Origin of the sequence: Gallibacterium anatis DSM 16844 = F 149, assembly GCF_000379785.1 — a bacterium.
GTDB lineage: Bacteria > Pseudomonadota > Gammaproteobacteria > Enterobacterales > Pasteurellaceae > Gallibacterium > Gallibacterium anatis.
In genome coordinates this window covers 42,827-63,926 of record NZ_KB903737.1, presented here as the reverse complement: position 1 = coordinate 63,926, position 21,100 = coordinate 42,827, and the positions used below count along the sequence as shown (strand labels likewise).

At 42.0% G+C, this 21,100-nt stretch carries 15 protein-coding genes and 2 pseudogenes; 7 read left to right on the top strand and 10 right to left on the bottom strand.

Annotated features, from left to right (window positions below):
* Window positions 1–211 precede the first annotated feature (211 nt).
* From ggt to tsaE, 7 genes and pseudogenes are all read right to left on the bottom strand, one after another.
* Entirely contained in the window at window positions 212–1,993 is a 1,782-nt protein-coding gene (ggt, locus tag A3EO_RS0110865; RefSeq protein ID WP_018347166.1) for a gamma-glutamyltransferase, read from the bottom strand.
* A gap of 291 nt (window positions 1,994–2,284) precedes the next feature.
* Window positions 2,285–2,560 carry an RNA chaperone Hfq gene (gene hfq / locus A3EO_RS0110860; protein WP_013746731.1) on the bottom strand — a complete coding sequence of 92 codons (276 nt, stop codon included), beginning with the start codon at window positions 2,558–2,560 and terminating at the stop codon, window positions 2,285–2,287.
* Between the two features lie 172 nt (window positions 2,561–2,732).
* A complete protein-coding gene (miaA, locus tag A3EO_RS0110855; RefSeq protein WP_018347165.1) occupies window positions 2,733–3,665 on the bottom strand; it encodes a tRNA (adenosine(37)-N6)-dimethylallyltransferase MiaA in 933 nt (310 codons plus the stop codon).
* Between the two features lie 5 nt (window positions 3,666–3,670).
* Entirely contained in the window at window positions 3,671–5,536 is a 1,866-nt protein-coding gene (mutL, locus tag A3EO_RS0110850; RefSeq protein ID WP_018347164.1) for a DNA mismatch repair endonuclease MutL, read from the bottom strand.
* A gap of 229 nt (window positions 5,537–5,765) precedes the next feature.
* Window positions 5,766–6,447, bottom strand: a pseudogene (locus A3EO_RS13870) (N-acetylmuramoyl-L-alanine amidase); the annotation flags it as partial.
* 192 nt (window positions 6,448–6,639) lie between these two features.
* A pseudogene (locus A3EO_RS13865) lies at window positions 6,640–6,957 on the bottom strand (AMIN domain-containing protein); the annotation flags it as partial.
* Between the two features lie 51 nt (window positions 6,958–7,008).
* Entirely contained in the window at window positions 7,009–7,494 is a 486-nt protein-coding gene (gene tsaE / locus A3EO_RS0110840; RefSeq protein WP_018347162.1) for a tRNA (adenosine(37)-N6)-threonylcarbamoyltransferase complex ATPase subunit type 1 TsaE, read from the bottom strand.
* A gap of 154 nt (window positions 7,495–7,648) precedes the next feature.
* Here tsaE and A3EO_RS0110835 point away from each other — a divergent pair, with 154 nt between their 5' ends.
* The 7 genes from A3EO_RS0110835 (at window position 7,649) to A3EO_RS0110805 (ending at window position 17,173) form a co-directional block, all read left to right on the top strand.
* Entirely contained in the window at window positions 7,649–8,566 is a 918-nt protein-coding gene (locus A3EO_RS0110835; protein WP_018347161.1) for a LysR family transcriptional regulator, read from the top strand.
* Window positions 8,567–8,640: 74 nt separating this feature from the next.
* On the top strand, window positions 8,641–9,912 hold the full coding sequence (locus A3EO_RS0110830; RefSeq protein ID WP_018347160.1) for a 2-aminoadipate transaminase: 1,272 nt from the start codon (window positions 8,641–8,643) through the stop codon (window positions 9,910–9,912).
* 22 nt (window positions 9,913–9,934) lie between these two features.
* Window positions 9,935–11,335, top strand: coding sequence for a 2-oxoadipate dioxygenase/decarboxylase HglS (hglS, locus tag A3EO_RS0110825; protein ID WP_018347159.1), 1,401 nt, complete (start codon window positions 9,935–9,937; stop codon window positions 11,333–11,335).
* A 202-nt stretch (window positions 11,336–11,537) separates the two neighbouring features.
* Window positions 11,538–13,031 carry an L-piperidine-6-carboxylate dehydrogenase gene (amaB, locus tag A3EO_RS0110820; RefSeq protein ID WP_018347158.1) on the top strand — a complete coding sequence of 498 codons (1,494 nt, stop codon included), beginning with the start codon at window positions 11,538–11,540 and terminating at the stop codon, window positions 13,029–13,031.
* Window positions 13,032–13,170: 139 nt separating this feature from the next.
* Window positions 13,171–14,634, top strand: a complete 1,464-nt coding sequence (gene nhaC, locus A3EO_RS0110815; protein WP_018347157.1) for a Na+/H+ antiporter NhaC — start codon at window positions 13,171–13,173, stop codon at window positions 14,632–14,634.
* 185 nt (window positions 14,635–14,819) lie between these two features.
* Window positions 14,820–16,169, top strand: coding sequence for an L-pipecolate oxidase (gene amaA, locus A3EO_RS0110810; RefSeq protein ID WP_018347156.1), 1,350 nt, complete (start codon window positions 14,820–14,822; stop codon window positions 16,167–16,169).
* A 26-nt stretch (window positions 16,170–16,195) separates the two neighbouring features.
* Window positions 16,196–17,173 carry an ornithine cyclodeaminase family protein gene (locus tag A3EO_RS0110805; protein WP_018347155.1) on the top strand — a complete coding sequence of 326 codons (978 nt, stop codon included), beginning with the start codon at window positions 16,196–16,198 and terminating at the stop codon, window positions 17,171–17,173.
* Between the two features lie 52 nt (window positions 17,174–17,225).
* Here the strand turns inward: A3EO_RS0110805 and A3EO_RS0110800 are convergent, their stop codons facing one another.
* From A3EO_RS0110800 to oadA, 3 genes are all read right to left on the bottom strand, one after another.
* Window positions 17,226–17,786 (bottom strand): acetate uptake transporter, encoded by a 561-nt coding sequence (locus A3EO_RS0110800; RefSeq protein WP_018347154.1) that lies wholly within the window; start codon window positions 17,784–17,786, stop codon window positions 17,226–17,228.
* 156 nt (window positions 17,787–17,942) lie between these two features.
* Entirely contained in the window at window positions 17,943–19,250 is a 1,308-nt protein-coding gene (locus A3EO_RS0110795) for a sodium ion-translocating decarboxylase subunit beta (protein WP_018347153.1), read from the bottom strand.
* A 10-nt stretch (window positions 19,251–19,260) separates the two neighbouring features.
* A complete protein-coding gene (gene oadA / locus A3EO_RS0110790; RefSeq protein ID WP_018347152.1) occupies window positions 19,261–21,090 on the bottom strand; it encodes a sodium-extruding oxaloacetate decarboxylase subunit alpha in 1,830 nt (609 codons plus the stop codon).
* Window positions 21,091–21,100: the final 10 nt, after the last annotated feature.

The window sequence follows — 21,100 nt, the reverse complement described above, 5'->3', positions numbered from 1 at the left end:
GACTTTACGGACAAGGTGGTCTTTTGGAACGAGTTGTTCGAGACTTATCATCTCGATTTCATATTGGAGTGAGGGTGTATTTTTGAGCATAGGCATTTCCTTTTTTCGATATGCCTATTAGATCAAACCTCTAGAGGTATGTCTAGAGGTTTGTCAGCAGTCTGAAATATCCCTAATTTGTTCAATTAGGGATATTTTTATTTTTAAGCGCTTAATAAGCGAAAGTTGCGCCATCAGGATTTCTCGGATCGGATGCGCCGAAGAAACCATCTTCTGTAGATTGTACAATCTGTACACGTCCCATTGAGGCTTTGGTGACTACCTTATATCCCTCTTTTTGTAAAAGGTGAATAGTATCAGGACTAATGCCTTCTTCAATTCTTAACTCATCAGGTAGCCATTGATGATGAACACGAGGCACAGAAATTGCTTCAGCAACATTCATTTTATAATCAATGGTATTCACAATACTTTGTAGAACTGTTGTAATAATTCGTGCGCCGCCCGGACTGCCGGTAACGAGAAATGGTTTATTATCTTTCATTACCAATGTTGGTGTCATTGATGATAGCGGTCGTTTTTTCGCTGCAATAGCATTAGCTTCTCCACCGATTAAGCCAAAAGCATTTGGTACACCGGGTTTGGAAGAGAAATCATCCATTTCATTATTTAATAAAATTCCGGTACCTTCTGCAACGATACCACTACCGAAATTAAGGTTGAGTGTGTAAGTTACAGCGACAGCATTTCCTGCTTTATCCATAATAGAGTAGTGTGTGGTTTGATCACTTTCATAGGGCTGTGGTTTACCCGGCTTAATCTCTTTTGATGGCACGATATGATCAGAAGGAATTTTTTGAACTAACTCATCTGCATATTTTTTAGAAATTAAACCATTTAGAGGAATTTTAACGAAATCCGGATCGCCTAAATATTCGGAACGATCGGCATAAGCCAGTTTCATTGCTTCGGCGTATTTAGTGATAGCTTCGGCACTGTTGGCACCGTATTGCGCTAAAGGATAATGCTCAAGAATATTTAATATCTGGATCAGATGGGCACCGCCGGAACTTGGTGGTGGCATAGTAACAATTTTGTATCCACGATAATCACCGCTAATAGGTTTGCGTTCAATGGCGTGGTAACCTTTCATATCTTCTAATGTGATTAAGCCACCGTGCTTTTCCATTTCTTTAACGATTTTTTCAGCAATTTCACCTTGATAGAATGCTTGAGAACCTTGTTGTGCAATAAGCTGCAATGAATGGGCTAAATCTTTTTGAATTAAACGATCCCCACTTGCTAACGGTTGTTCCCCTTTGAAAAAGATGGCTTTAGTGCTTTCCCATTTGGCAAGGTTATCTTTTTCTACTGCTAATGTTTTCCCTAGCGTATCACTGATGATAAAACCTTCATCAGCAAGTTTAATCGCAGGTGCAATCACTTTTTCTAATGGCATTGTTCCCCATTTTTTCAAAGCATATTCCATTCCTGCTACTGTTCCAGGCACACCAACAGCAAAATGAGTGAATAATGATTTTCCATCAATAACATTACCTTTTTCATCGAGATACATATCCTTATGAGCTTTTAGTGGTGCCATTTCACGAAAATCTATCGCAAAATCTTCACCTGATTTGGCATCGTGTAACATCATAAAACCACCGCCACCAATATTGCCGGCATTTGGTAGAACAACTGCTAAGGCAAAGCCGACAGCAACGGCAGCATCAATAGCATTGCCGCCCTCTTTTAAAATCTGCAAACCAACTTGGCTGGCAAGGTGTTGTTCAGTGGCTACGATACCTTGCGTACCATAAACAGGATGAAAAATATCTTTGCTGTTGTCATAACGCAAAGCCGCGGCAACAGTTTGTTGGGTAGCTTGTGTTGTTTGAGTGGTGGCATTTGAAAATGTTGCAACACTGACTAACGGCAGTGTCAGTAATACAGTGAATAAATTCTTTTTCCAGTTGCGAAATGATTTTTGCATAGAATAGCTCCATATTGAGGATAGATAGGGGAATTTATATCTAACAAAAATTAACCATTTTTGCAATATTTATAACAATATAAACTTTTTTGTTACATTTAAGGGAAGAGGTAAGTGAAAGTCGGTGAAAATATTAGATGTGTCCAAAAGAATTAATAAAAATAAACTTCATTAAGTGGTTAATAAAAAAATCCCTTATCTTAATAGATAAAGGATAATAAAAGGGATAATAAAAGCAGATTTCCTTTAAACAATAAAGGAAATCCGGAAGTTAAATCAATTTGTTATAAATTACTCTTCTTCGTTTGTTACAACAGCGTCTTCTTCCTGATTGACTGCATTTGCTTGATGATTATGATGGGAAATTGCACGTGCAGGAACAACGGTAGAAATAGCGTGTTTATATACCATTTGGCTTACAGTATTTTTAAGAAGGATAACAAATTGGTCGAATGATTCGATTTGACCTTGCAACTTAATGCCGTTTACGAGGTAGATTGAAACAGGAATACGTTCACGACGAAGTGCGTTTAAATAAGGATCTTGTAATGATTGTCCTTTTGCCATTTTCTTTTCCTTTTTTATTAAAATAATCAATAATGTCTGTAAGATCTTAGTTTTAGTAGCTATGCAATCGATTAAACTAAGAAACTGAACCAGCTTTAAACAGCTCACGCAACAATATAACAATAATATTTTGTGCTGTCATCAATGAAATTAACAGATTAGTAATTTATCTTTAATTTTGTGCTATTTTTTCAAGGATTTCTTGTTCGGCTTGTTCGATATTTAGGCTATCTAGCCAATTTATTGGCGAATTCCAACCGCGAAGCCAAGTCATTTGTCGTTTTGCCAGCTGTCTTGTAGCACAAATGCTACGATATTCCATCTCTGCAAAATCATATTTTCCTTGTAGAAATTCCCACATCTGTCGATAACCGACACAACGAATGGACGGCAGATTTAAATGCAGATCCTGTCGTGCAAAGAGTTTTTCCACTTCTTGTTGAAAACCCTGTGCCAACATCTGTTGGAAACGAAGTTCAATACGCTGATGCAAAACGGCACGTTCTTGGGGTGCGATAGCAAATTGCAACAAGCGATAAGGCAAAGGTTCACCTTTTTGTTCGGTCAATTCAGTTAGTGATTTACCGGTTAAATAATAGACTTCCAGCGCGCGATTAATACGTTGCGGATCATTCGGATGAATGCGTTGTGCTGACTGAGGATCAATAACCGCAAGTTGTTGATGTAAGCCTTGCCAGCCTATTTGTTGTGCCTGTTTTTCTATTTGCGCTCTAACTTCAGCATTTGCCTGCGGTAGCGGAGAAAGCCCTTCCAATAAGGCTTTGTAATAGAGCATTGTACCGCCGACCAGTAATGGAATTTTTCCTTTGGCGCAGATTTGCTGCATTAAGGTTAAGGCATCATTACGAAAATCGGCGGCAGAGTAGCTTTCCGCCGGATCTTTAATATCAATCAGATGGTGCGGAACGATAGCCAATTCTTCTGCTGTCGGTTTGGCGGTGCCAATGTCCATTCCGCGATAAATAAGCGCAGAGTCGACACTGATAATTTCGCAAGGTATTTTTGTGGCTAATTGCAAAGCCAGACCGGTTTTACCTGAAGCGGTCGGCCCCATTAAAAAGAGAGCAAGTGGTTTTTTATCCATAATGTTTAATTGGTCACAAAATAGGGTGTTAAATCAATTTGACGACAATATTGCACAATATTTTGGCTTCCCGGCAATAATTGTTCCGTTTCCTGTAATAAAGTGATGGCGTCTGCCAAGACACTGATCGGTTTAAAGGTGATTTGTTGGCAAACGGAATCGACAAATTGAGAAAAATCATCAAACGTTTGGTTAAGCAATGACATTACAATCTGCTGTAGATTTTGTTGTCTTAACGGCATTGCGACTTGCGTAATGGTAATACGCTGTTCATAACGTTGAATCTGGAAACCGGCTTGAGAGAAGAAAGCCTGATACTGATGAAAAGTGTACAGCTGCGAATTATCCAACTGAAATGTTGTTGGAATCAGTAACGCTTGTATCGATTTATCCGCTTGTTGTAGCTGTAAATGACAATGCAACTGTTGGAGTTTTTGCACTGACAAGAGATAAAGCTGTTCTCGCTGCTGCAAACATAAATAACCTTGCGGCAATAGAGTTAATACTTTCAAACGCTCATCGTTTTGTTCAGTGAGGTTTGATGATGGCTCAATAACAGTGCCTTCTATTGCGTTAGGGCGATTATTGCTAATTGATGTAGAGGAAATCTGTTCATCCGAATGTGCCGATTGCAGCAATTTTTCATATTGACGATAAGCTGCCTTATCATTTTGAGATAAAGATGTGCTTGCCCAGCGGTTATTGGCATTAAAAATATTCTCACCGGCAGCTTGTCGATTATTTTTGAATGCCGGAGGAAAGGCATTATGTGTGTTGAACGTTGGCTGATAATGCGCATTGGGTTCGGCGATATGTTGCGATTTTTCTGCTTCGATAACCATAGTGCTTTCATCATTTTGTGCGAATAATTCGCTCGTTTGTGCCAAAGCATTGGCAACGCCCTGTAAAATGAAATCGTGTACTAAACGTGCTTGATGAAAACGCACTTCGTGTTTGGTAGGGTGGACATTGACATCAACCAGCGTTGGATCGAGATCGAGAAATAAAACAAAAGCCGGATATTGATCAGGTGAAAGATAATCAGCATAGGCTTGACGAACAGCGTGCAGAATCACTTTGTCTTTCATCATCCTACCGTTGACATAGCTATAATTAAAATCATTTTGCGAACGGAAAAATCGTGGTTCTGCCACCCAGCCTTGCAAGTGCATCTCTTCATATTGCCAATCAATACGCAAAGCGTGTTCGGTAAAATCGTTGCCACAAATTGCCGCAAGACGTTTTAATTGGCTGTTAGTATCATTTGCCGCTTTATATTGGTGAATCAATTTCCCGTTATGGGTCAATGTAAAATGTACGGTCGGTTTTGCTAATGCGATTCTTTTTACCACTTCATCAATATGAGCGAATTCAGTTTTATCGGAACGCAAAAATTTACGGCGTGCCGGCGTATTAAAAAAGAGGTTTTCCACTTCAACAGTCGTGCCGACCGGGTGAGAAGCCGGCACGATCGTGGTATCCATCTCTTGCCCTTGGGCATAAACTTGCCAGGCTTCGTTCTGTTCTGCTGTGCGAGAAGTAAGCGTTAACCGAGAAACGGAACTGATACTTGCCAAGGCTTCACCGCGAAAACCTAAACTCAAAATATTTTCCAAATCATCCAGTGTGGCGATTTTACTGGTGGCGTGGCGTACTAATGACAGCTGAATTTCAGCTTTTGCAATGCCATAGCCATTGTCACGAATACGGATCAAACGACTACCGCTCTGTTCTATATCGATTTGAATTTTATCGGCTCCGGCATCAAGGCTGTTCTCAATCAGCTCTTTGACCACGGAAGCCGGACGTTCAACCACTTCTCCGGCGGCAATCTGATTGGCGAGAAGCGGCGGTAGTATTTGAATAGGCATAATTAATTCTCCGTTAATCGTACTTTTTGTCCGACTAAAAGATGATCCGGGTTTAATTTAGGATTGAGTTTTAACAATCGACTGACAGAAATATTGTAAGTACGTGAAATACGGTACAGGGTTTCATCTTTGCCGACAGTATGGAATGTCGGTAATTTCTCATTTTTAGTGGCATTATGTCGCTGTTTATCGCTCTTGCTATGGCTTGGTGCCGGTGCTGAACTGCTTAAATTATTACGGCGGTAGTCAACCAACCCTTTGTAAATCGCCTGAGCAATTTGACGGCGATAAGAAAGAGTATTCAGCTTTTGCTCTTCGACTTTATTGCTGACAAATCCGGTTTCCACCAATACCGAAGGGATATCCGGTGCACGTAATACGCCAAGGCTGGCGTGCTGTGGCTCCTTGCGGCTTAATTGCGCAATTTGACCGAAACGGCGCAAAATATTATCACCAAGTTCATAACCGACCCGTTGTGAATGCCCGAATTGTAAGTCAAGCACGGTTTGTCCTAGATATTTTTCATTATGGGTAGAGAGTACATTACCGGCACCGCCCAACAGTTCAGACTGCTTTTCGTGATCTTCAAGCCATTTCCCCATTTCATTGTTGGCTCTGCGGTTAGAAAGCACCCACACCGAAGCCCCTTTCGGTGAAGTGCTGGGCGCAGAATCGGCGTGAATGGAAATTAAAAAATTGGCTTTATATTTACGCGCAATATCAGAACGATCCGGCACAGAAATAAAATAATCGCCAGAACGAGTTAAAACTGCTTTAAAGTTTGGATCTCGGTCAAGCAATGCTTTTAGCTCTTTAGCAATAGAAAGAGTGATATTTTTTTCTTTGATCTTTAGAATTTTACCAATAGCACCTGGATCTTTACCACCGTGTCCTGGGTCAATGGCTACAATGTATGTAGATGCACGATATGGTGTTGTAGTTGGTGGCGAAAAATTAACACTTGCTTCTTTTCGGTTTGTTTTTGAGGGGATGCTTTTTTTATCATTATTTTTGACAGCAACCGTTTTATTTGTACCGTTCGGATTAGCAATTTTTACTGAAATGGTATTGTTGTTGTGCATAAAAATGGCACGAACACTTTGTTCTAGCCGTAATACAACTCTAAGATTATTTGGACGAGCCGCTTTTGCTTGTTCAATGCTTTGTAGATTAGTGTTATTCTTACGAGGTAAAATGCCACGAACGCTATCACTATTAGAAAAATCTATGATTAAACGATTTGGTTTTTCAAGATAAAAATAACTATATTTTGTTGGAAAACTAAAGCGAAAATCGACTCTGGTTTCTTTATTGTTATTACTGATATTGATCGATTTTAATGTGCCGGCAACGCTCGACAAACTGACGGAAAAACATAGCAGTGTGATTAACCAATAAACAAATAGCGTTAATTTCTTCATCTTATTCTTTAATATCAACAGGTTAGTTATTTAAAGTAAAAACAGCAGCCGTTATTGTGCTAGATCTGACTTTAAAGCGCAAATCATTTGAGCAGCGATATTTGAATTTGCGGTGAGCGTGATTTGGCGCGCTTGTTGCTGATATTCAATATTAATCAGCAAATCGGGCTGTGGAATTAAATCACCACCTTTTTCCGCCCATTCCAGCAAACAGAGTGTATTTTCGCGAAAATAGTCACGAAAACCGATAAACTCCAACTCTTCCGGATCGCTTAAACGGTAGAGATCAAAATGGTAAATGCTCTTTTGCTGCAAATGATACTCTTCCACTAAAGCGTAAGTCGGGCTTTTTACATTGCCGTTATAGCCCATTGCTTGAATAATCGCTCTTGTCAATGTGGTTTTACCTGCACCAAGCTGCCCATTAAGATAGATGACAAAATTTTGTGTTGGAGAGCGTAAAAAACGGCTTAACTTTTGCCCTAAAGCGATGGTTGCTTCTTCATTCGCAAGAAAAAGAGTTAATGATTCTGCCATAAAAAATCCCGAAATCCTGAAAAAAGATAGAAAAGTTGCTTATCATAGCAAAATTATTGAATACGGATAAATTTTATTTGTTACAAGATTGTAAAAAAGAAGCGAAAGGCATAAACTGAGGCGTATGCCTTAATTATCGTAGAGAGCCTTCGTTATGCTTTGTTTCCGCAAATACCCTTCAACTACCGCAATGCAATGTTTTGAAACTGCTGCCAGACATTTAAGCTTTACTAAAGCAGCGCAGGAACTGCATATGACACAAAGTGCCGTTAGTAAACAGGTGGCGCAACTGGAAGATTTGTTACAACTGCAACTGTTTGAGCGCTCTTCACAAAGCCTTTATTTAACGCCGGTCGGTAAAAAATTTTATATTGAAATTGAAAATATCTTGAAACAGATCGAGCTTTCTACGATTGATGTGATGGCACACGGTGCTGAAACAGAAACGCTTAATCTTGTTTCCCATCCAACATTTTGTGCACGTTGGTTAGTTCCGGCATTAAAAGGTTTTGGTAAGGCTAACCCTAAAATTCATCTTGATATAAAAGAGATGACCGCCCCTTTCTTTTTAGAAGATCACAATATTGATGCCGCTTTTTTGCACGGCGATGGCGTATGGACGGGAATGAAATCTATCCTTTTGTTTGATGAGGAGATGGTGGCAGTTTGTCGTCCGGATTATTTGAAGCAGCCGTTACAAACGTTGTCGGATATTAGCCAATATATTTTATTACAGAGTAATTCCCGACCTAGTGCGTGGCACTACTATTTTCAAGCACAGAATGTGTGTTTAAGCGGCTCTTTTATTGGGCCTAGATTTGAAACTTTTTATACTTGTATTGCTGCCGCAGAAAATGGTTGCGGTATTGCGTTAGTGCCGAAAATTATGGTGCAAAAAGAGCTGGATTCCGGACAATTGGTGAAAGCGTGGCACTATAAATTTAAAGGAATGGGCGGTTATTATTTGGCTTATCCTTGTAATAAAGAGAGCACGCCAAAAGTGAAAATTATTATTCAATGGATAAAAAATTATCTAGAAAAAACGGCCAACGAAAAAATGGAATGCAGTTAAGACTTTAATTCGTTTGCTGTGAGTAAAGTCGGTTTCTACAATGAAATCAACATCACAGCAAAAGGGTTATTGTTATGACAGCAGAAAATTATCAAGTGACCGATGCATTTAATATTGTCCATCCTATTACTTTAGTTCAAGGAAAAAATGCAGAAGTTTGGGATAAAGCAGGCAAACGTTATATCGATTTTATCGGTGGGATCGGCGTTCTGAACTTCGGGCACGGTCATCCTCATATTCTTGCCGCCATTCACGCACAAGCGGATAAACTGGTGCATTATGCTTATAATGCGGCAGGACATCAACCATATCAGGAATTAATGCCGAAACTGTGTGATTTAGTGCCGATTAATGCGCCTTTGTCCGGAATGTTGACAAATTGCGGGGCGGAAGCGGCAGAAAATGCACTTAAAGTCGTCAGAATGAAAACCGGACGCACCGGTGTAATTGCATTTGATGGCGGTTTTCACGGCAGAACCTTAGCAACAGTCAATTTAAACGGCAAAGTTGCGCCGTATAAAAAAAATCTTGGTCCATTAGCAAGTTGCGTTTATCACATTCCTTATCCAAGCAAGAGTAACAATATCAGTGTTGATACCGCCAAAGCGGCATTGCAACGTCTATTTTCTGTTGAAACGGATATCAATAATATCGGTGCAATTATTTTTGAACCGGTGCAGGGTGAGGGTGGTTTTTTGCCGATAGATCCTGAATTTGCCCAATATTTACGCCAATTCTGTGATCAAAACGGCATTGCATTAATTATGGATGAAATTCAATCTGGTTATGGCCGTACCGGAAAACCGTTTGCTTTTATGCACTTAGGGGTTGAGCCGGATTTAGTTCTGCTCGGTAAAAGTATTGCCGGCGGTTTGCCGTTAGGTGCGGTTATCGGTAAATCCTCTTTTATGGATGGCTTGTTAAAAGGCAGCCTTGGCGGCACTTATTCCGGTAATCCGGTGGCGTGTGCGGCGGCGTTGGCTGTTATCGATATTATGCGTGATGAAAAATTGTGGCAGCAGGCACAACAGTATGAACAGATTTTGTTATCAACCTATCAGCGTTGGCAACAGGAAAACATATCTCCGTGGTTGGGTGAAATGACCGGTATCGGAGCAATGCGAGGCATTATGTTGCACCATCCGCAATATGGTTACGGCACAGCGGTGATGCCGTTATTGTTGAAAGCGGCGCGAGAGGCCGGGTTGTTATTGATGCCAAGCGGCAGTTATCGCCATATTATTCGCTTATTACCGCCATTGACTATTGAGCCGGAAATTCTGCAAGAGGGATTGGCTATTTTTGAGCAAGCGTTAAAAAGTTTACCGAATGAATTAACGAATTAATCTGAACAGTGAGGAGGATAGCGTGAGTAATTTTGTTGCAGCCAGTGAAATTCGTCGCCAATTTTCAAGTGCGATGTCAAAAATGTATCAACAGGAAGTTCCTTTATATAGCGAGCTTATTCAGTTGGTGAATGATGTAAACGAAAAAGTATTGAAAGATGAACCAGCCGTTAAGGCGCAACTTGAGGCGACAGGCGAGTTGGAGCGTTTGGATATTGAACGCCACGGCGCAATCCGTTTAGGGTTGCCGTCAGAACTGTCTACAATGCGCCGTCTGTTCGCTGTAATGGGAATGTTTCCGGTCGGTTATTATGATTTAGCACCGGCAGGTGTACCGGTTCATTCTACCGCTTTTCGTGCGATAGATGCGGAATCATTGAATATCAGCCCATTCCGTGTGTTTACCTATTTATTGCGTTTAGAGTTAATTAGTGATGAAAAATTACGTCAGCAAGCGGAACAGGTGCTGCATCGCCGTCAAATTTTTACCGCAAGAGCAGTGGAGTTAATTGAAAAATTTGAACAGCAGGGGGGATTGAATGCAGCGGATGCGCAGGAGTTTGTTGCCGAAGCATTGGAAACGTTCCGTTGGCACGACACTTCACCTGTCAGCAAATCGCTCTATGAAGAGTTACATAATCAACATCGTTTGATTGCGGATGTGGTGGCTTTCCAAGGACCGCATATCAACCACTTAACACCACGCACATTGGATATTGATGCAGTGCAGTCGGGAATGCTTGATCGTGGTATTACACCGAAAGCCGTGGTAGAAGGGCCTCCAAGACGTAATTGCCCGATTTTCTTGCGTCAAACCAGCTTTAAAGCTTTGGAAGAAGCTATCCAGTTTACCGGTAGTGAAGCCGGCACGCATACTGCCCGTTTCGGTGAAATTGAACAACGAGGTGTGGCATTAACACAAAAAGGGCGTGAAATGTATGATCGAATGCTCAATCAGGCACGTGAAAAAACCGGAGGGGCACCGACAGAAGCAAATGCACAGCAATATATGGAAAATCTTAAAGCCAGCTTTGTCGATTTCCCGGATGATTATCGTGCTTTGCGTGATGCAGAATTGGCATTTTTCTACTACTATCCAAGCAAAACAATGCCGAAAGATGCATTGTCTGATTATGCACTTGAACAGCTGACGGCAGAAAATATTGCCGAATTAATCGATGACGGTGTAGTAGATATAGAGCCGATTGTTTATGAAGATTTCTTACCGGTCAGCGCGGCGGGCATTTTCCAATCAAATTTAGGTGAAGGTGGGCAAGGTCATTACGATAGCCAATCAAATCAGGCAATTTTTGAACAGTCATTAGGTGTAAAAGTGTTTGATATGAATGAAATTTATCAAAATATCCAGCAACAGAGTTTAAATGCCTGTTTAGCAGCGTTAAAAGCATTAAAAAATAGCTAAATTTGTTGAATTTTTACGAAAAAATAAGAGCTGATAGACATTTTGTTTATCAGTTCTTTTTTTTGTTTAACGCTATTCCAAAACGGAATGTAGACAAGAAATATATTATTTTGTTGATTTTGATCAAATATAGTACTGTCTATTTGCTGATTAAGGCGCACAGCATAAATTCAGAAAGTAAATATTGTGACGGAGTTTAACTATGATTAAGACTTATATGCAAGCAATGGGCGTTGATGAACAACAATATCAACAAGGTTACTACAAAGTAAGAAGCCCAATTACCGGTGAGCAGATTGGTGCGATTAATTTGGATGGAAAAGATGCTGTTGATGTGAAAGTAAAAAACGCAGTAGCCGCATTTAAAGCTTGGCGTCAGGTGCCTGCACCAAGACGTGGTGAGTTGGTACGCATTTTTGGTGAAATTTTACGTGAACATAAAGAAAACCTCGGTGCATTAGTTTCGTGGGAAGCCGGAAAAATTAAACAGGAAGGCTTGGGCGAAGTGCAAGAAATGATCGATATTTGCGATTTCGCTGTCGGCTTATCTCGCCAATTATATGGTTTAACCATTGCCTCAGAACGTCCGGGGCATCATATGCGTGAAACTTGGCATCCGCTAGGTGTGGTTGGTGTCATTTCAGCCTTTAATTTCCCGGTTGCCGTTTGGTCGTGGAACACTGCATTGGCACTGATTTGCGGTAATCCTGTTATTTGGAAGCCCTCTGAAAAAACACCATTGACCGCCATTGCTTGCCAAGCCTTGTTTGAAAAAGCGTTGGCAAAATTCGGTACTGATGCACCTGCACATTTATCACAATTATTGATCGGTGAACGTGATGTCGGTGATGCTTTGGTTTCTCATCCGGATGTGCCGTTAATCAGTGCGACCGGTAGTACCAGAATGGGACGTGAGGTTGGCCCAAAAGTCGCAGCACGATTCGGTAAATCTATTCTTGAACTTGGTGGTAATAACGCAATGATCTTAACACCGAGTGCCGATCTTGATTTAGCTATTCGCGGTATTTTATTCGCCGCCGTAGGTACGGCAGGGCAGCGCTGCACTACATTACGCCGTTTAATCGTACACTCCTCCATTCGAGATGAAGTGGTTGCCAGAATCAAAAAAGCGTATGCGTCAGTGAGTATCGGTCATCCGCTTGAAGGCAATCTTGTCGGGCCGTTGATTGATCAACAAAGTTTTGACGCAATGCAATCCGCATTGGAACGTGCAAAAGCTGCCGGCGGTGTGGTAACCGGTGGTGAACGTGTATTGGCGGATGTTTACCCTCAAGCCTATTACGTTAAACCGGCAATTGTGGAAATGCCGACACAGCACGAAGTTGTCAAGCACGAAACCTTTGCGCCGATTTTATATGTAATGTCCTATGATGATTTTGAACAGGCGATTGAAATGCAAAATGATGTGCCGCAAGGCTTATCATCTTGTGTGTTTACTAACAATATGCGCGAAGCAGAACTATTTTTGAGCGATCGTGGCAGTGATTGTGGTATTGCCAATGTCAATATCGGTACCAGCGGTGCGGAAATCGGTGGTGCATTCGGTGGTGAAAAAGAGACTGGTGGCGGTCGTGAATCAGGTTCCGATGCGTGGAAAAACTATATGCGTCGTCAAACTAATACTATTAATTACTCAACAGAATTGCCGTTGGCGCAAGGCATTAATTTTGGTTGATTTCGCCAATAAATCTAGGTAACCAAATAAGCGGTTTGGTTACCTCTTGCAAAGTTTTTCACTCTGAAAAACAGAAACAAAAAACTCGCTTTCGCTTGATGCTGCAAGGGAAAGGAATAGCTAAACTGTGGAGGCCTCTATGACCAATACTAATCTTAAAGAAAGAAAAGGTGTATCTTATAGTGATAGTAACAATGCAATGCATACACCCAATCCTGAATTTACACCAAGATCAAATTCCGTTTTACTTGATTTAGCACCGCTGATTTTAACTGCAATTATTCTTATGGTGCAGTTCTTCTATTATGAAGACTTTACGCCTCATATTCCGTTAGCTTGCGGTATTTTGATTACCGGACTGTTTTTGAAGTTCCGTGGTGCCAGATGGCAGGAAATGGAAGAATATTTTTTGCAAGTTATTCAGATCGGTATTCCGGCAATTATGGTGTTGCTTGGTGTTGGAATGTTGATTGGCGGTTGGATTATCGCCGGTACGGTGCCGACAATTCTCTATTACGGCTTTAGTCTGTTTACACCGAGCACCTTCTTGGTTTCCGTCTGCGTGCTATGTTCTATTCTTTCCGTTGCAACCGGAACTTCTTGGGGAACGGTAGGAACGGCGGGTTTGGCACTAATGGGAATTGGTATGGGCTTAGGCATTCCGGCTTATTGGACCGGTGGCGCCATCGTTTCCGGCGCATTCTTCGGCGATAAAATGTCGCCGTTATCCGACACAACCAACTTAACGCCGGCAGCGTGTGAAGTGAAACTTTGGGATCATATCAGAGGAATGTTGCCGACAACGATTCCGGCAATGACAGTGGCGTTAATTATTTATGCCATTCTTGGGATGGAGTATGCCGATCAGGCGGTGGATCTCACCACTATTGAGCAGATCAAACAGACAATGATGGATAATTATGTGATCAGTCCGATAACCTTATTACCAGCTGTTGTCGTTGTGTTTGCCGCATTCAGAAAATACCCGGCAATGCCAACTATTTATGCCGGGGTAGTAGTATCGTGCATTATCGCTTTCGTGATGCAAGGCGTTGGTTTACACGATATTTTTAACACTTTGCAAAACGGTGCTGTGAGCAAAACCGGTCTTGAAATTGTGGACAAACTTTTAACTAAAGGCGGTGCAATGTCGATGACGTGGGTGGTGGTGTTAACCTTCTTTGCGTTGGCATTCGTTGGCTCATTGGAATATTACGGCACGTTAAAAACGATTTTAAATCGCCTAAACAAATATATTAAAACTCGCTTCGGTTTGATCTTATCAACTTACGGCAGTGTTATCGGTGTTGGTACATTAATCGGTGATGTTTATACCACTTTGGTTTTGCCGGCGCGTTTGATGAAAGAAAAATATGAAGAGTTGGGTTATAACAAGACGATTCTTACGCGTTCAATTGAGGATTGCGGTACGTTGTTATCACCATTAATTCCTTGGAATATGGGTGGTAGTTTCGTGGCTGCGACATTAGGTGTCAGCACATTATTGTATGCGCAGTTCGCCTTTGCCTGCTGGTTATCGCCGTTATTCGGTTTACTTTGGGCATTTAGCGGTAAATTTATGCCAAAAAGTAAAAAAGCGTGATGCGTAATGGGCGATAGGTTATCGCCCGAATTAGAGAATACAGGAATAAAGAGAAAGGTTTCAATTCAAAGAACATAAAGCGTTGATCTATGAATTGCTCTGATTTGGAAAAAATTATACCTCTCCTAAATTAAATACAGCCTACCGCTGTGTACGGTAGGCACTCAACTACTAAGGAAATTTCGATGAAAAGCGAACAATCAACATCTTATTCAGCTCAGGGATCAACAAAAGAAAACAGTGAATTTTGTCGTATCTCGCAATGTTTATGGCCGACTTTAGTTGATGATGTGGTGCATTACCCATCATTAAGCGCAGATATTCAGGTTGATGTCTGTGTGATCGGCGGTGGTTTTACCGGCTTATCCAGTGCTTTACATTTAACAGAGTACGGAAAACGTGTTTGTGTATTGGAAGCGCACACCATTGGTAACGGCGGTTCGGGTAGAAATGTGGGGCTTGTTAATGCCGGAACGTGGGCAAGACCGGATGACCTGAATCAATATTTAGGTGAAACTGCCGGCGAAAAATTGACAACTGCATTGGGGCTTGCTCCTAAACTGGTGTTTGACGTGATTGATAAATATGGTATCGACGCACAGGACACAAGAACCGGCAATTTGCATATGGCACATAACCGTAAAGGAGAAGAGGATGTTGATATTCGCTATCAGCAATTAAGTCGTCGTGGGGCTAATGTTGAAGTATTAACCGGCGCAAAATGCCACGAATATTGTGGCACGACCAAAATTAATAAAGCCTTGTTGGATAAACGAGCCGGCACGGTTAATCCATTTGCATATGTCACCGGATTGGCTAAAGCTGCAGATAACATTGGCGTACAGATTTTTGAACAGTCAGCAGTGACTAAAATTGTCAAAGAGGGCGATCATTGGTTGGTTCACAGCAATGGTCATACCGTTAAGGCGGAAAAAGTGATTATTGCAACTAACGCATATACGGAAGGTGAATGGACTGATATTCAAAAATGTTTCTATTTCGTTGAATATTATCAAATTGCTTCGGAGCCATTGAGCGGTGCGGTTGCAGATAGCATTCTGCCTTATAAAAACGGTTCTTGGGATACGCGGTTAGCATTATCCAGTATCCGTCGTGATAAAGACGGACGCCTATTATTAGGCACGGTAGGCAGTTCTGCCGGCAAACCGGCTAATTTTTTCATTAAGTGGGCGAACTGTATTCAAAAACATTATTTCCCGGAATTGGGGAATTTTGAATGGCAGTATCAATGGTGCGGTAAGTTCGGTTTTACTACGGATCATATTATGCGCATCTTTGAGCCGGCACCGGGAATTATCGCAGCGACAGCCTATAATGGGCGAGGAATTACCACCGGTACGCTTTTCGGTAAGGCGTTTGCTGAATATTTGCAAACGGATAATCGTGATGCATTGCCGTTGCCGTTTAAGCAACTTGATGATTGTACCGTTTCTTTCAGAGGGGTAAGGGCGTGGTCGACAGAATTGGGTGTAACACTTTATCACGCCGGACAGGTATTAAAAATTATTCCTTAATAATTGATGCTGAAAAGGGGGCGAATATGCTGTTTCTAAGTAAAGAGAATATTGAGCAGAGTTTCTCAATGCAGGATGCAATTCAAGCGTGCAAGGATGTGCTTTCGATGTATTCCAAAGGAATGGCTGAAGTCCCTTTGCGTACAAATTCCGCGATCAATGAATATGATGGGCATAGTTTGTATATGCCTGCTTATGTTAGTGGTGAACAAGGTGCATTGGGGATTAAGATTGCTTCTGTTTATCCCGGCAATGTTGCAAAAAATTTGCCGAGTATTAATGCAGTCGTTTTGTCTTTAGATCCTAAAACCGGCGTTGTGACTGCCTACCTTGACGGCACTTACCTTACCCAATTGCGAACCGGTGCGGTACAAGGGGCGGCAACGGATCTATTGGCAAGAAAGGATGCAAGTATCGGCGCATTAATCGGTACCGGAGGACAGGCAGCTTCTCAACTTGAGGCGATGTTAGCGGTGCGCAATTTAAGCGAAGTGCGTGTGTGCGGATTGGACTTTGAGCGCACCACTGCCTTTGTTAATAAAATGCGCAAACGCTTTGATATAGAGCTTATTGCGGTAAAAAGTAGTAAAGCGTGTGTTAGCGGAGCCGATATTATTACGACGGTTACCACCTCGACTAAACCGACTTTTGCTGCAGAATGGATTAAAGCCGGCGCGCATATTAACGGCATAGGAGCCTATATGCCTGAAATGTGTGAGATTCCTAAAGAAATTATTGGTCGTGCAGATGTCATTATCTTCGATACGATGGATGGCGTGTTAGGTGAGGCAGGCGATTTTATTGTTCCTTTAGAACAGGGTTTTGTCAGTATTGAAGATTATCACGGTGAATTGGGTGAATTAGTGAACGGTGATATTCAGGGGCGCTGTTCGGATCAACAAATTACCATATTTAAATCTGTCGGTAGTGCCGTATTGGATGTGGTGGTTGCTGCCAAAATTGTAGCCCAAGCACAAACAAAAAATTTAGGTGTACAGTTATAAAAAAATGTCCAAATTTTTTCGGACATTTTTGTAGATAATCGCACAGCCATTATTATAAGGCTAATACTGTTCTGCCGAATTTGCCATTAATCACTAAGGCGGCGGCTTCATAAAAGGCGAATGCCGCACAAATCAAGCCTTCAATACCGGCAATGGTATGCAATGTTTCGCTATGGAGAAAATTGGCTGCCGCTAATAAGAAAAATAGTATAACCAACGAGCCGAAAACCAGTTTTCCGATAGTGTTGCCGGCTAAAGTGCCAATAAACATCACACAAGAGAGCAATCCCCAAATTAATAAGAAAAAGCCTAGTGATGTTGAATTGACGGCGGTCAATCCGGCTAGAGGCGCGACCCAAATGAAAACAAGTGCTAACCAAAATGCGCCATAGGAACAGAAAGCGGTAAAGCCAAAAGTGTTACCTTTTTTCCACTCCATAATTCCTGCAATAAATTGCGCCAATCCGCCATAAAAAATCCCCATACTCATAATCATTACATCGAGCTGGTAGAAACCGGCATTATGCAGATTTAGAAGGAAGGTCGTCATCGCAAAACCAAATAAACCAAGCGGTGCAGGATTTGCTGTTTGATTTTTAAGTATGCGTTCCATATTGGATCTCCTCTAGTGGTTAAAAATTGATCTGATATTAACAGTTAAGAAATGATTTTGAAATATTTTTTTAATAAAAGATTGTTTTTTAGGAGTGAAAAAAGGGGGAACGAATATTTCCCCCTTTTGATAGATGAATTTAAAAAATTTTGTCTATTATGACATCAATGCTGAAATATATTTCAACATCACGCCGGCAGCAATAGCCGAGCCGATAACACCGGCAACATTTGGCCCCATTGCGTGCATCAGTAAGAAGTTTTGTTTATCCGCTTCTAAACCTAACTTATTGGCAACACGTGCTGCCATTGGTACTGCCGAAACGCCGGCAGCGCCAATTAATGGATTTAATGGAGTTTTACTAAAGCGGTTCATCAATTTACCCATTAAGACACCGCTGGCAGTGCCGATACCGAATGCGATTACACCCAATGCAAGAATACCAAGTGTTTGCGGTTGTAAGAATTTATCCGCAACCAGTTTGGCACCGACAGAAAGCCCTAAGAAGATTGTTACGGTATTAATTAAGGCGTTTTGTGCAGTATCGCTGAGGCGTTCTACCACGCCGCTTTCACGCATTAAATTTCCGAAACAGAACATCCCTAACAACGGCGCAGCATCCGGAAGCAATAACGCAACGAGTAGTAACAGGATGATAGGGAACAGAATTTTTTCCCTTTTGCTGACCGGACGTAATTGCACCATACGAATTTTACGTTCTTGTTCAGACGTTAAGGCACGCATAATTGGCGGTTGGATTAACGGCACTAACGCCATATAAGAGTATGCGGCAACGGCGATCGCCCCGAGCAATTCCGGTGCTAATTTACTGGCTAAATAGATGGCAGTCGGACCGTCCGCGCCACCGATAATCCCGATAGCAGCTGATTGCGGTAAGGTAAATTCAATAATACCGAAATAGTTTAATGCCAATGCACCTAGAACGGTGGCGAAAATACCGAATTGTGCAGCCGCGCCGAGCAACAATGTTTTCGGGTTAGCAATTAACGGACCGAAATCGGTCATTGCCCCGACTCCCATAAAGATAATCAATGGAGCAGCGCCGGAGTGGATGGCAACGTGATAAAACTGTGCCAAAACGCCCGGTGTGTAACCTAAATCGGTTGCCAAACTTTCCAACTCTTCTTGCACGGAAGGAAGTGCAGTTGCTAATGCCGCTTTAATAGAAGCCGGATCACTGGCACTGCCGAGTTTAGCGGCAACCAGTGTTAATTGATCGGCAATGCCTTGATGTAACAGGTTATCTAAGGCTGTCATCGCGAGACCGGCTTCGGGAATGTTGGATAATAATCCACCAAAACCGATTGGCAGCAATAACAACGGTTCAAACTGACGTGCAATCGCCAACCAGATTAAGAGTAGGCTGACCGCCATCATTATGGCTTGACCAAGGCTGAGGTGCCATAACCCCATACCTTGTATTAATGCTACAAAACTTTCCATATTGATGTCCCTAGACTAATGTCATTAGTGTATCGCCGACCGCGACCATATCGCCTGCTTTGATTTTAATGCCTTGCACGGTACCGGCTTTGGCAGCACAGATTTGTGTTTCCATTTTCATCGCTTCAAGTACAAGCAACACATCATCTTGTGCTACCTGTTGTCCTTCTGTAACAACGACTTTAACAATGGATCCCGCCATTGGCGCATTTACCGGTTCGCCTTGAGCGGATGATGAAGCCGGTGCAACAGGAGCTGTTGGCACAACAGGCGCCGGCGTAGGAGTAGGCGTTTGCGGTTGGCTGGCAACAATTTGATCAATATTGCCGCCGTTGCTGACTTTCACTACAAAAGCTTTGCCTTCAAGTTCAACGGTATAAACCGCAGATTCTGCAGGAGCCGGTTTAACCTCTGCTTTAGCTGCTGCTTTTTCAACAGGTTTTCCGGTTGGTTCAGGTTCAAATGCCGCCGGATTATTACGATTTTCAAGGAATTTCCAACCGACTTGAGGGAATAATGCAACAATAAGCACATCATCAATTTCATCTTTCGCCAGTTTAATGCCTTTTTCGGCAGCTTGTTGTTTCACTTCGGCGATTAATTTATCCATTTCCGGTGCAATATGGTCTGCCGGACGGTCGGTAATCGGTTGTTTTCCTTCTAAAACACGAGCTTGAAGTTCGGCATTAACCGGTGCCGGTGTTTTGCCATATTCGCCTTTCAGAATGCCTGCGGTTTCTTTGGCGATATTTTTATAACGTTCGCCCATTAAAACATTGATCACTGATTGAGTGCCGACAATTTGTGAAGTTGGCGTTACCAGTGGAATATAACCTAAATCTTTGCGCACTTGTGGAATTTCTTTTAAGACAAGATCCAATTTATCAGAGGCATTCTGTTGTTTTAATTGACTTTCCAAGTTGGTCAACATTCCGCCCGGCACTTGTGCCACTAAAATACGGCTGTCAACGCCTTTAAGCTGTCCTTCAAACGCAGCATATTTTTTACGCACTTCACGGAAATAAGCTGCAATTTTTTCAAGACGATGAAGATCAAGTCCGGTGTCGTAAGGTGTGTTTTGTAATGTCGCAACCATTGATTCTGTCGCCGGATGACCATAAGTGCCGCTCATTGAAGAAATGGAAGTATCGATACCGTCAACGCCGGCTTCAATTGCTTTTAATTGTGCCATTTCTGCCATACCGGTTGTTGAGTGGCAGTGTAAATGCAAGCGAACATCGAACCGTTTTTTGATTGCACTGACCAATTCATAAGCTGCCATTGGCGTTAAAATACCCGACATATCCTTGATTACAAGGGAATCAATACCAATTTCAAGCAGTTGTTCGGTGGTATCCAACCAGGTTTCCAAAGTGTGAACCGGACTGGTGGTGTAGCTCAGTGTACCTTGTGCGTGGCCGCCATTTTTACGCACGGCAGTCAATGCCTGTTTCATATTACGAGGATCGTTCATCGCATCGAAAACGCGGAATACGCTCATTCCGTTGGCAACGGCGCGTTCAACAAAGCGATCGACTACATCATCAGCATAATGACGATAACCAAGAATATTTTGACCGCGTAAAAGCATTTGCAAAGGTGTTTTCGGCATTGCTTTTTTCAATTCACGCAAACGTACCCAAGGATCTTCGCCTAAAAAACGGATACAGGCATCAAAGGTAGCGCCACCCCACGCTTCTAAAGACCAGTAGCCGATTTCATCCAATTCAGCGGCAATCGGCAGCATATCTTTTAAACGTAAACGAGTAGCGAATAGAGATTGATGAGCATCGCGTAAAACGACATCGGTAATTGCAATTTTTTTAGCTTGTACTGTCATAATTTAGTTC